12 protein-coding genes and 1 tRNA gene are annotated in these 12,180 nt (G+C 65.4%); 8 read left to right on the top strand and 5 right to left on the bottom strand.

Features of this window, described 5'->3' with window-relative positions; genetic code table 11:
- Positions 1 to 17 precede the first annotated feature (17 nt).
- Positions 18 to 1,043, top strand: a complete 1,026-nt coding sequence (locus ACTU6U_RS06790) for an NADPH:quinone reductase (RefSeq protein WP_443468387.1) — start codon at positions 18 to 20, stop codon at positions 1,041 to 1,043.
- Between the two features lie 3 nt (positions 1,044 to 1,046).
- Here the strand turns inward: ACTU6U_RS06790 and ACTU6U_RS06795 are convergent, their stop codons facing one another.
- The 4 genes from ACTU6U_RS06795 to ACTU6U_RS06810 all read right to left on the bottom strand — a co-directional run bounded on the left by ACTU6U_RS06795 (position 1,047) and on the right by ACTU6U_RS06810 (position 3,156).
- Positions 1,047 to 1,574, bottom strand: coding sequence for a hypothetical protein (locus ACTU6U_RS06795; protein ID WP_443468388.1), 528 nt, complete (start codon positions 1,572 to 1,574; stop codon positions 1,047 to 1,049).
- A gap of 33 nt (positions 1,575 to 1,607) precedes the next feature.
- A complete protein-coding gene (locus ACTU6U_RS06800) occupies positions 1,608 to 1,730 on the bottom strand; it encodes a hypothetical protein (RefSeq protein ID WP_443468389.1) in 123 nt (40 codons plus the stop codon).
- Positions 1,731 to 1,834: 104 nt separating this feature from the next.
- A complete protein-coding gene (locus ACTU6U_RS06805) occupies positions 1,835 to 2,776 on the bottom strand; it encodes a DUF1214 domain-containing protein (RefSeq protein ID WP_443468390.1) in 942 nt (313 codons plus the stop codon).
- Positions 2,777 to 3,080: 304 nt separating this feature from the next.
- Positions 3,081 to 3,156: transfer RNA gene (locus ACTU6U_RS06810), tRNA-Val, on the bottom strand.
- Positions 3,157 to 3,309: 153 nt separating this feature from the next.
- Between ACTU6U_RS06810 and aceE the strand changes: the two genes are divergently transcribed.
- From aceE to ACTU6U_RS06845, 7 genes are all read left to right on the top strand, one after another.
- Positions 3,310 to 6,036, top strand: coding sequence for a pyruvate dehydrogenase (acetyl-transferring), homodimeric type (aceE, locus tag ACTU6U_RS06815; RefSeq protein ID WP_443468391.1), 2,727 nt, complete (start codon positions 3,310 to 3,312; stop codon positions 6,034 to 6,036).
- 31 nt (positions 6,037 to 6,067) lie between these two features.
- Positions 6,068 to 7,261 (top strand): PucR family transcriptional regulator, encoded by a 1,194-nt coding sequence (locus ACTU6U_RS06820; protein ID WP_443468438.1) that lies wholly within the window; start codon positions 6,068 to 6,070, stop codon positions 7,259 to 7,261.
- Positions 7,262 to 7,350: 89 nt separating this feature from the next.
- A complete protein-coding gene (locus ACTU6U_RS06825; protein WP_443468392.1) occupies positions 7,351 to 8,268 on the top strand; it encodes an ACP S-malonyltransferase in 918 nt (305 codons plus the stop codon).
- A complete protein-coding gene (locus ACTU6U_RS06830; RefSeq protein WP_443468393.1) occupies positions 8,265 to 9,275 on the top strand; it encodes a beta-ketoacyl-ACP synthase III in 1,011 nt (336 codons plus the stop codon). Before ACTU6U_RS06825 ends, ACTU6U_RS06830 begins: the two co-directional genes overlap by 4 nt.
- Positions 9,276 to 9,343: 68 nt before the next feature.
- Positions 9,344 to 9,592, top strand: coding sequence for an acyl carrier protein (locus ACTU6U_RS06835; protein ID WP_417511664.1), 249 nt, complete (start codon positions 9,344 to 9,346; stop codon positions 9,590 to 9,592).
- 100 nt (positions 9,593 to 9,692) lie between these two features.
- Positions 9,693 to 10,928 carry a beta-ketoacyl-[acyl-carrier-protein] synthase family protein gene (locus ACTU6U_RS06840; RefSeq protein WP_443468394.1) on the top strand — a complete coding sequence of 412 codons (1,236 nt, stop codon included), beginning with the start codon at positions 9,693 to 9,695 and terminating at the stop codon, positions 10,926 to 10,928.
- Between the two features lie 11 nt (positions 10,929 to 10,939).
- The gene (locus tag ACTU6U_RS06845) at positions 10,940 to 11,389 is read left to right on the top strand and encodes an ASCH domain-containing protein (RefSeq protein WP_443468395.1); all 450 of its coding nucleotides are present in this window, start codon (positions 10,940 to 10,942) and stop codon (positions 11,387 to 11,389) included.
- Between the two features lie 167 nt (positions 11,390 to 11,556).
- Here the strand turns inward: ACTU6U_RS06845 and ACTU6U_RS06850 are convergent, their stop codons facing one another.
- On the bottom strand, positions 11,557 to 12,060 hold the full coding sequence (locus tag ACTU6U_RS06850; protein WP_443468396.1) for a DUF3145 domain-containing protein: 504 nt from the start codon (positions 12,058 to 12,060) through the stop codon (positions 11,557 to 11,559).
- Positions 12,061 to 12,180 lie beyond the last annotated feature (120 nt).

A 12,180-nucleotide genomic window follows, 5' to 3' on the forward strand; every position in this document is an offset into this window, starting at 1 on the left:
TCCGACTTGCACCCGGCATGAGAGCAATCGTGTACACGGGCAAGGGCGGCTCTGAGACGCTCACGTTGATCGAGCGCGAAACAGGACGGCCGGGCCCTGGCGAGGTGCGCGTGCGCATCCACGCCTCGGGAGTGAACCCCACCGACTGGAAGGCTCGAGCCGCATCGGGCACGCCGATGCCGTTCGAACAGATCGTGCCGAATCAGGACGGTGCCGGTGTCGTGGATGCCGTGGGCGACGGCGTCACGAATCTGCAGGTCGGCGATCGGGTGTGGGTCTACCTCGCAGCGCACGAGCGTCCGACCGGGACCGCTCAGGACGCCACGGTCGTCCCGGCTGTCCGCGTTGTACGTCTGCCGGATGAGATCGGGTTCGACGTCGCCGCGAGTCTCGGCGTACCGGCGATGACCGCGCATCGCGCGCTGACGGTGAACGAATTCGGGCCGTCGCGTCTCTCGCCCGGGGCACTCTCCGGCCGGGCGGTGCTCGTACAGGGCGGAGCGGGAGCTGTGGGCCATGCGGCGATCCAGCTCGCCGTGTGGGCCGGAGCAAGAGTGCTCACGACGGTGAGCGGCCAGGAGAAGGAGAACCTCGCCCGCGCCGCCGGCGCGCACCACGTGTTTCGGTATCCCGATGATCTGCTGGCCGAACGCATTCTCGAAGTCGCCCCGTCCGGCGTCGACCACATCGTCGAGGTCTCCCCCGCGATGAACGCCGCGCTCGATGTCGCCGTGATCGCCAATCACGGCTCGATCGCGTTCTACGCGAACGACAAGGGCGACACGATCTCCGTCCCCATCGTCACCAGCTTCGCCAAGAACACGCGCTGGCAGGGATTGCTTCTCTACACCGTCGGCGAAGAGGCGCTCGCCGCAGCCGTTGAAGACATCACGGCTGCACTGAAGGACGACGCGCTTCCCGTCGGTGAGGAGGCTGGACTCCCACTCACCTGGTTTCCGCTAGAGGAGACCGCCGCCGCTCACGACGCTGTTCAGCGCGGCGCGATCGGGAAGGTACTCATCCGCGTCGCGGAGGACACCTGACGTCTAGTGGACGACTGCTTTGAGCACGACGAACACAGCACCGAACGACGCGGTCACAACCGAGCCGGCGATCCGCACGATCATTCCGCTTCCCCGGCGCAGGAAGGCAACGTAGCCGAGGAACGCGAGGATCGCCGTGCCGGACCACAGCGCGAGCTCGTTCGCCACGTCATCCGGGATCAGTCGGGTAGTCCCGGCCAGGAGCACAAGCGCCGGCACCGCGGCGGAACTCAGCATCCCCAGCGAATGACGCACCGAGCGGGCGACGGCGACGCGCACTCCGACCTGCGCCTCGTCATCCGCACCGAGCCGTGCGACGGCCCCCGAGTACACGTGGGCCGCCCAGAATACGAGCACCGTCACCGCGACCGTGACCAGCACCACGGCCGAGGTCTCACCGTGTGCAGAAGACACCGCGATGAGTCCGCTGACGAGGATCGTTCCGTATACCGCAGCCTCGGTGCCGAACCCTGGTCGAAGCGCACGATGGGTGCGCAGCATCGGATGATCGGCGGATGGCACACTCGTCATGAAACCGAGCCTAAACCGCAACCGGGATCGACCTCAGACCAACATCCCGAGGCCCTTGCCGATCACGTTGAACCCGATGACGACGAGCAGCACGGTCATGATGACCGCGTTGTTGTCCGTCAGCCACGAAGGGATCCCGTTGAGCGCCTGCAGCACCGACCGACGCCCGCATCCGGTTCATTGCCTTCGAAGGTGACGATGAAGAGCTCGATGGCGCCGAACTTGAGTGCCCCCGGCGTCCGACGCGGCGGTCACCGGATTCAGCCGATGGTCGGGAACGTCCACGAGCCGTCGAGGATCTCAGGTCGCGGTCGGTACAGGCGGACGAGGTAGTTCCATCCCTCGCTCAACGGGAGGGCGTTCGGCGCGGACGGGTCGCCTCCGAAGCGGACGGTGATGCTGCCGTCATCGTCTCGGAATCCCGTGACGTTGTTGACGCTGTACCGGCCCGCGTCGTTGTGCGCGAAGTAGCCGTCGGCGTTGTACAGGGAGATCGACCAGAATCCGTCGACGGGCACCTCACCGACCGAGAGTGTGTACTCGCTGACAGCGAGCCCCGGCTCGACATTCACGTAGAACGCCTCCTGCTCGGGCAGCCCACCCCACCCGGATGCCGTTCCCAGCAGGTGGCGGATCGGATCGACCGCGTCCGCACGCCCGAAGGCCCGATCGAAGTCGGGCATCCCTTTCGCCAGTGTGAGCACGGCGTCACGCGTCTGGGCGAAGGATTCGGCGTCGTACTCGAGAGCGGGAAGTTCGCGCCCGGCGACGGAGGACAGCGCCAGCTGGGCCTGCAGTGCGTTGACGATCGCGACGTCGTTCTCGTCCTCCGAGTCGACAAGGATGCGCACGGCCGCGAGCACGAACTCGGAGCCCAGCTCTTCCGCCGTGAGACGGTGTTCACCGGGCTCATGGAGCACACGGTTGATGAAGTGGTCCTCGTTGACGAGCATCACCGACAGATATCGGCCGCCGGTGTCGGGCACCGTGATTGTCGCGCCTTGGGATACGTCGATGATGGCAGCGCTGTAGAGGGTGTCCCGGTTCATGCGGATCACGGTCTGCTGGTCGATGGGAGTCGGGACCCGGTAGTGGTTCCAGCGGTTGGCGCCGCCTGCGCTCGCGCTGATCGCCGTGAACATTCGAAGCGTCTCGATGCGCGCGAAGTTCAGGAATGTGACGACGGTGGAGTTGTCGGTCATGGGAGGCCCTTCGATTCTGGGATGCTGTTCAATCATCGTCTGTGCATGCCGAGGACGACCCCGGCTTTGAGATCGGAGCCCATCGTGCGCCGGTCTCCGAAACGTCTGAGGTAGCGATGCAGCAGCACCCGAGCGTCTTGCCGGTTCATGCTCCATCCGGTGCGCGACGTGCGAACCTCGTCCATACTCGCGCGTAACACGCTGGAGATGCGGAGTCCATGACCGATTCATCCGGAACACATGAGCCGACGGAGCGGACCGCCCAGAATGCGAGCCGCGCACGTCCCGTGAAGCCCCGACTGCTTGGTGGGCCCTACCGGGATCGAACCGATGACATCCACGGTGTAAACGTGGCGCTCTACCAGCTGAGCTAAAGGCCCTGGTGGATCTATTCTAACGACCTCTCGGATGCGCGACGTAATCGCGGAAGACGGCTAGGCTGAATACGGCGCGCGTTGTGCAAAGCCGACAAGGCTTCCCGCGTCGCTTCCCGTTTCCTTGGCATGACCTGCCAGCATGACGAAAGGTTCCACGTGACCGTTCACGACCAGGATCCGTACTCTCAGGGCCCCCTCGACAGTGATCCGGACGAGACAGGCGAATGGCAGCAGTCGCTCGACGAGCTCGTCGACGTCAAGGGCCCCGGCCGTGGCCGCGAGATCATGCTCAGCATGCTTAAGCGCTCCAAAGAGCTGCATCTGAACGTGCCGATGGTTCCGACCACCGACTACATCAACACGATCGCCGCGGAGAACGAGGCAGCATTCCCGGGCGATGAAGAGCTCGAGCGCCGCTACCGCCACTGGATCCGCTGGAACGCAGCGATCACGGTGCACCGCGCACAGCGCCCCGGCATCGGTGTCGGCGGTCACATCTCCACCTATGCCTCGGCAGCATCACTGTACGAGGTCGGCCACAACCACTTCTTCCGCGGCCAGGATCACGCTTCTGGTGGCGACCAGATCTTCTACCAGGGTCACGCCTCCCCCGGAATGTACGCACGTGCCTTCCTCGAGGGCCGCCTGAGCGAAAGCCAGCTCGACGCATTCCGTCAGGAGAAGTCCGGCGCGCCGAACGGCATCCCCTCGTACCCGCACCCGCGCATGATGTCGGACTTCTGGCAGTTCCCGACCGTGTCGATGGGTCTCGGCCCGATCAACGCCATCTATCAGGCGATGACGAACAAGTATCTCGCCAACCGTGGCATCAAGGACGTCGCCGACTCGCACGTGTGGGCGTTCCTCGGCGATGGCGAGATGGACGAGGTCGAGTCCCGCGGACAGCTGCAGGTCGCAGCCAACGAGGGTCTGGACAACCTCACTTTCGTGATCAACTGCAACCTGCAGCGCCTCGACGGGCCTGTGCGCGGTAACGGAAAGATCATTCAGGAACTCGAGTCCTACTTCCGCGGCGCGGGCTGGAACGTCATCAAGGTCGTCTGGGGCCGTGAGTGGGACGACCTGCTCGCACATGACTCTGAGGGCGCTCTGCTGAACCTCATGAATGTCACCCCCGATGGCGACTACCAGACCTACAAGGCCGAGAGCGGCGCGTTCGTGCGCGAGAACTTCTTCGGTCGCGACGAGCGTGCAGCCGCTCTGGTCAAGGACTACACCGACGACCAGATCTGGAAGCTCCGTCGCGGCGGCCACGACTACCGCAAGGTGTACGCGGCCTACAAGGCGGCCATGGAGCACAAGGGCCAGCCGACTGTCATCCTCGCCAAGACCGTCAAGGGTTACGGTCTCGGACCGCACTTCGAAGGCCGCAACGCGACCCACCAGATGAAGAAGATGACGCTTGACGACCTCAAGCTGTTCCGCGACACGATGCAGATCCCGATCACGGACGCGCAGCTCGAGGCTGACCCGTACCGTCCGCCGTACTACCACCCGGGCGCTCAGGACGAGACGATCCAGTACATGCTGGACCGCCGCCGCGATCTCGGTGGTTTCCTCCCAGAGCGCCGTACCACTCACGTTGCTCTCAACCTGCCGGAGGACAAGGACTACGCCTTCCCGAAGAAGGGCTCCGGCAACCAGGAAGTCGCCACGACCATGGCGTTCGTCCGCATGCTCAAAGACCTCATGCGGGTCAAGGGCTTCGGCGAGCGCATCGTGCCGATCATCCCGGATGAGGCGCGCACGTTCGGTATCGACGCGTACTTCCCGACCGCCAAGATCTACAACCCGAACGGCCAGAACTACACCGCGGTCGACCGTGAGCTTCTCCTCGCCTACAAGGAGAGTCCGCAGGGCCAGATCATGCACGTCGGCATCAACGAGGCCGGCGCAACGGCAGCACTCACGGCAACGGGAAGCTCGTACTCGACGCACGGCGAGCCGCTGATCCCGATCTACATCTTCTACTCGATGTTCGGATACCAGCGCACGGGTGACGCCTTCTGGGCCGCCGGCGACCAGATGGTCCGCGGATTCGTGATCGGTGCGACCGCTGGACGCACGACGCTTGCGGGCGAGGGCACGCAGCACGCAGACGGCCACTCGCCGCTGCTCGCTTCGACCAACCCCGCCACGATCAGCTACGACCCGGCCTACGGCTATGAGGTCGCGCACATCGTGCAGGCCGGTATCGACCGCATGTACGGCGGTACGCACCCGGATCCCGACGTCATGTACTACCTCACGGTCTACAACGAGCCGCTCAAGCAGCCCGCTGAGCCGGAGAACGTCGACGTCGAGGGCATCCTCAAGGGTCTGCACCGTGTCTCCGAAGGCTCAGGTGATGGACCCCGCGTCCAGCTGCTCGCATCCGGTGTCGGCGTGCCGTGGGCGATCGAGGCACAGGAGCTGCTTGCGAACGACTGGGGCATCGCTTCGGATGTCTGGTCGGTCACGAGCTGGAACGAACTGCGTCGCGACGGCCTCGCCGCCGACGAGCACAACTTCCTGCACCCTGAAGAAGAGCCCAAGGTGCCGTACCTGACGCAGAAGCTGCAGGGCACAACTGGTCCGTTCATCGCCACGAGCGACTTCATGCACGCGGTACAGGACCAGATCCGCCAGTGGGTTCCGGGCGACTACTACACGCTCGGCGCCGACGGATTCGGGTTCGCCGATACTCGTGCCGCAGCACGTCGCTTCTTCAAGATCGACGGTCCGTCGATGGTGGTTCGTGCGCTCCAGGGCCTCGCTGACCAGGGCAAGGTCGACCGCGCCGTGATTGCACAGGCGATCGCGAAGTACGACCTGCACAACGTCAACGCGGGTGCAAGCGGAAGCGCCGGCGGCGAAAGCTGAGTCGCGTGTGACCGCATCGTCTCCCGCCGCCATGGATAAGGCGTCGACGCTCGCCTGGCTGCGTCGGATATCCGGCGACCTCGCAACCGCGACGATCCAGCGCCTCGAAGATACGCTCCCCTGGTACGCCGACATGCCACCAGCCCGCCGCTCTGCGGTGGGGCTGGTGGCCCAGGCGGGCATCACTTCGTTCATCCAGTGGTTCGATGATCCGACCTCCACTCCGTGGATCGCCGCCGATATCTTCGCAGCCGCGCCTCGAGAGCTGCTGCGCAGCGTGAGCCTCACACAGACGCTTCAGCTCATCCGCGTCACGGTCGAGATCACTGAAGAGCGCATCGCCGGCAAGGGCGAGATGCTGCGCGAGGCGATCCTGCTGTACTCCCGTGATGTCGCGTTCGCCGCGGCGGACGTCTACGCTCGCGCCGCCGAGGCGCGCGGGCTGTGGGATGCCCGGCTCGAAGCGCTCGTGGTGGATTCCATCCTCACCGGCGAGGCCGACGAGGAGCTCCCCAGTCGTATCGCGGCACTCGGCTGGCACGGCCACGGCGAGGTGTGCGTACTCGTCGGAACGACGCCGCCGCAGTTCGACGTCGATCACGTTCGCCGTACGGCCCGCAAGCTCGCAGTCGACGTGCTCATCGGCGTACAGGGTTCACGGCTGGTGCTCGTTCTCGGTCGCGCCCAGGTGCCCGGCCGCGAAGAAGAAGGCGACGAGCTCGCCTTCGATGAGATCGCCACGCGGCTCGAGCCCTTCTTCGGCCCTGGCTATGTGGTCCTCGGCCCTCCCGTGACCGCACTGGTAGATGCCGGACAGAGCGCACGGGCCGCATTGGCAGGATTCGCTGTCGCGCGCGCGTGGCGCACCGCCCCTCGCCCTGTCGAGGCCGACGACCTGCTCCCCGAACGCGCGCTCGCTGGCGACCCGCTGGCGAAGCAGACGCTGATCGACCGCATCTATCGGCCTCTGCACGCGCACTCGACCGACTTGGTCACGACGCTCTGGAGCTATCTCGACAACGGGCGCTCGCTTGAAGCAACAGCGCGTGAGCTCTTCGTGCACCCGAATACCGTCCGATACCGCTTGAAGCGCGTCAGCGAAGTCATCGGCTGGGATGCCACTGGTCCTCGCGAAGCGCTGATCCTGCAGACCGCTCTGATCCTCGGATCCGTCGGCACGGCAGAACCTGGGCGCCGTCGAACGGCCACTCGCCGCCCGCGATAGCGCCGGACTGTGCGCCACGCACAAACGATCTCGCGAATCTTGTGAGGGTACATCCACCGTTTGGCGATGATCGTTGGCAGACTAGACGGGTGATTGTCGTCGCTTGCCCGGGACAGGGCTCACAGACCCCGGGCTTCCTTGCCCCTTGGCTCGAACTCGACGGCGTGGCTGACCGCCTCGCTCGGTATTCCGAAGCCGCCGAGGTCGATCTCATCGCGCACGGCACCGAGTCGGATGCTGAAACGATCCGCGACACGCGCATTGCTCAGCCCCTCATTGTTGCCGCATCGTTGATCGCAGCGCACGCGCTCGCCGAGCGTGCGGGTCGGCGCCCCGATGGCGTCGCCGGCCACTCTGTGGGCGAGCTCGCAGCCATCGTCGGCACCGGAGTGATCTCCGCAGAACAGACGATGCGCCTTGTCGGCATCCGCGGGCGGGCGATGGCGGATGCCGCCGCTCAGGCTCCCACCGGCATGAGCGCGGTCATCGGGGGAGACGAGCAGGCAGTCCTCGACCGTCTTGCGGAACTCGATCTGACGCCGGCCAACTACAACGGTGGCGGCCAGATCGTCGCCGCAGGCGCTCTGCCTGCACTGGCTTCGCTCGCCGAGATGCCGCTGCGCGGCACGCGCGTCATCCCGCTGCAGGTTGCTGGCGCCTTCCACACCTCCTACATGTCACCTGCCGTCGACGCACTGCGCGCCTCCGTCGCGGATCTTGCACCGAACGACCCGGATCTGACCCTCTGGACCAATCACGACGGTTCCGTCGTCTCCTCCGGAGCGCAGGCTCTCGATCTCATCGTCAATCAGGTCTCCTCGCCCGTGCGCTGGGATCTGTGCATGTCGGCCTTCGCTGAGGCGGGCATCACTGGCATGATCGAGCTCACGCCCGCAGGTGCACTCGCGGGCCTTGCCAAACGAGGACTGCGCGGAACACCCGTCGTCGCAGTCAAAACGCCAGATGATCTCGATGCAGCCGCCGCGCTGCTGAACGGAGCCGCATGATGCCCGCAACCCTCAAGCAGGCGACCGGCCCGCAATACACCCGCATCCTCGCCTTCGGCGCGGCACGCGGCGAGAATCCGGTTCCCAACGACGATCTCGTCGGCCCGATCGATTCCAGCGACGAGTGGATCCGCCAGCGCACCGGGATCATCACGCGCACTCGTGCGAACAGCGAGACCAGCGCGGTGGACCTCGCCGCGATCGCCGGGGCTGAGGCCATCGAGAAGTCCGGTATCCCGGCATCCGAGATCGACCTCGTCATCGTCGCCACCATCAGCAACATGCGCCAGACGCCATCGGCTGCCGCTGTCGTCGCAGATCGAGTCGGCGCGAACCCGGCTGCCGCCTACGATTCGAACGCTGCCTGCGCTGGGTACGCCTACAGCATCGCTCAGGCGGACGCGCTGATTCGTGCGGGAGCTGCCCGCTACGCCCTCGTGATCGGCGCGGAGAAGCTCTCGAACGTCGTCGATCCCACCGATCGCAGCATCTCGTTCCTACTCGGCGACGGCGCAGGAGCAGCCGTCATCGGCCCCAGCGACACTCCGGCGATCTCACCTGTCGTCTGGGGTTCTGACGGCTCCAAGGCCGATGTGGTCAGCATGAACCACACGCTCGTCGAGTACCGCGATGGCAACGGCGACATACCGTGGCCGACCCTCCGCCAGGAAGGCCCTGCAGTCTTCCGCTGGGCGGTGTGGGAGATGGCGAAGGTCGCCCGTGAGGCGCTTGAGGTGGCGGGTATCGAAGCATCCGATCTCGCAGCATTCATTCCGCATCAGGCGAACATGCGCATCATCGATGAGTTCGCCAAGCAGCTGAAGCTCCCCGAGACGACGGTCATCGCTCGCGATATCGAGACCACCGGCAACACCTCAGCCGCATCGATCCCGCTCGCAACGCACCGACTGCTCGAGGAACACCCCGAGCTCTCCGGCGGCCTGGCACTGCAGATCGGCTTCGGCGCCGGTCTTGTCTTTGCCGCGCAGGTCGTCGTCCTGCCCTGAACTCCGCACACCGTTCTCTAGAATGGGCAACGGTTCCGAACACAACCCGCAAGAAAGAGGAAAACCACATGGCTTTCACCAACGATGAGGTCCTTTCCGGCCTCGCTGAGCTCATCACCGACGAGACCGGCATCGACAGCTCCGAGGTCGCACTCGAGAAGTCCTTCACCGACGACCTCGACATCGACTCGATCTCCATGATGACGATCGTCGTCAACGCCGAGGAGAAGTTCGGCGTCACCATCCCCGACGACGAGGTCAAGAACCTCAAGACCGTCGGCGACGCTGTGAACTTCATCGTCGCAGGCCAGGAGTAACAGATCTGACGGATGCCACCCCTGCCACCTGCAGGGCGTGGCATCCTCTGTCGGTGTTGTCCGGCTCCCCCGATCCCGTCCCAGCAAGGAACCCCAGGATATGACCAAGCGCATCGTCGTCACCGGTATCGGTGCCACCTCCGCCATCGGCGGCACGGCACCGGAGAACTGGACCAACCTGCTGGCCGGGATGTCCGGCGGCCGCTCCCTTGAGCAAGACTGGGTCGCAGAACTCGAGCTTCCCGTCACCTTCGCGGCGGAGGCCATCGTTCGCCCAGAAGAGGTGCTGGCACGCCCCGTCGCCAAGCGCCTCGACCCTTCGTCGCAGTTCGCGCTCATCGCCGCGATGGAGGCATGGGAAGACGCGGGAGCCCCGGATGTAGATCCCGAGCGTCTCGGCGTCGACTTCGCGACAGGTATCGGTGGCGTCTGGACGCTGCTGGATGCGTGGGACACCCTGCGCGAGAAGGGTCCTCGTCGCGTCATGCCGATGACGGTTCCCATGCTCATGCCGAACTCTGCTGCCGGCAACCTCTCACTTCACTTCACCGCCCGCGCGTTCGCCCGGACGGTTGCGTCCGCGTGCGCCTCGAGCACAGAGTCGCTCGTGAACGCCTACGAGCACCTGCAGGCCGGCCTCGCAGACGTCGTGATCGCAGGTGGCACCGAATCAGCCATCCACCCGATCACCATTGCTTCGTTCGCATCGATGCAGGCACTCTCTCGCCGCAACGACGACCCTGCGACCGCTTCTCGTCCCTACTCCGAAGACCGCGACGGCTTCGTCATGGGCGAAGGAGCGGCCGTTCTCATCCTCGAGACCGAGGAGCACGCCAAGGCACGCGGGGCGAAGATCTACGCCGAGCTCGTCGGCGGTGGCGTCACAGCAGACGCGTACCACATCACCGCCAACGCGCCAGAAGGTGCGGCTCGTGCCGTGAAGCTCGCGCTGGAGTCCGCCGGCCGTACGCCGGACGAAATCACACACGTCAACGCACACGCCACATCCACTCCTGTCGGCGACCCCAACGAGTACGCAGCGCTGCGCAGCGTCATCGGCGATCGCGTTCACGAGATCCCGGTGTCGGCGACGAAAGCATCCACAGGGCACCTGCTCGGTGGAACCGGCGCGCTCGAGGCGATGTTCACGGTGCTCGCGATCCGCGATCGCATCGCTCCCCCGACGATCAACATCACGACACAGGATCCCGAGATCCCCCTGCTGGTGTCGGGCGACGCGCAGCCCCTCGGCGACGGCCCTCAACTCGCGATCAGCAACTCGTTCGGGTTCGGCGGCCACAACGCCGTCGTCGCGTTCACGTCGTACGACGACTGAGATCGGTTCAGATGGTCACCGCGATCGATGCCTTCTGGAGCGCTGCCCGAGCGGAGCACCCGGAGCTGCCTGAGACCCCTCCCGAGGGCTGGGCGTTCGGCGCCACACCAGAGCATGCGGACGGTCTCCTCGCGCTCGTGCTGGCGGGCACCAAGACCGGCACGGCGTCATCCCTCCGGGACTACGAGAACGAGCAGGAACCAGTGCCGGCCGTGGGAGACCTCAGCATCATCCTGGATGGCGCGGAAGCCCCGCGTGCAGTGCTGCGAACGACCGAGATCCAGATCGTGCCGTTCGACCAGGTATCAGCGGAGCACGCCTTCGCAGAAGGTGAGGGCGACCGCACGCTGAAGGACTGGCGCGAGGTGCATGAGCGCTTCTGGGGAGAGTACTCAGAGCCGGGCTTCGCTGCGGACATGCCAGTGGTGTGCGAACGATTCGAACTCGTCTTCCACGACTGAGCACGATTCAGGAACCCGCACGTGACGAAGGCCTCGTCTCCGATTCTCTCGGAGCGAGGCTTTCGTCCTCCAGGGCGCGGGATTCGCGTTCTCAGCCGCCGGGATCATCACCGGCTTCCGATACCGACGCCTCCCGACGCCCCGATTCGTTGTGGTCGCCGTTCGGGCTAACCCACCTTGTGGAGCCAGACGACGCTGGAGTCGTCGCTGGCGTGACGGAAGGGCTCGAGCTCCTCATCCCAGCTGGAGCCGAGTGCGATGTCGAGTTCGCGCTGCAGCTCAAGTGCGCTGCCAGCTGCGATCTCCATCGCGTAGCGGATTCGGTCTTCGCCGATGACGATGTTGCCGGCGGCATCCGTCTGGGCATAGTGGATGCCGAGGTCGGGAGTGTGCAGCCAGCGTCCGCCGTCGCTGCGCGGCGTCGGGTCTTCGGTGACCTCGAAGCGCAAGTGCTCCCACCCGCGGATCGCCGTGGCGAGAGCAGCCCCGGTGCCGACCGGACCATCCCAGTAGAACTCGGCGCGACGAGACCCTTCGAGCACGGGCTGATCTGCCCAGTCGAAGTTCACTGCACGACCGATAGCACGTCCCACCGCCCATTCGAGGTGCGGGCAGAGCGCGCGAGGTGCAGAGTGGATGTACACCACTCCGCGTGCGTAAGCCGTTGCCATGATCTCTCCGTTTCATCAGGTGCGTCTTCCCCAACGACCTGTTCCACGAGAGTGGCGCTTCTATGCGGTTATACGGCGATTATCGCTGACTTCGAGCGAAATGACAAGCGTGTGATTCAG

It is taken from the genome of Microbacterium zouquanmingi, assembly GCF_052266695.1.
Lineage (GTDB): Bacteria > Actinomycetota > Actinomycetes > Actinomycetales > Microbacteriaceae > Microbacterium.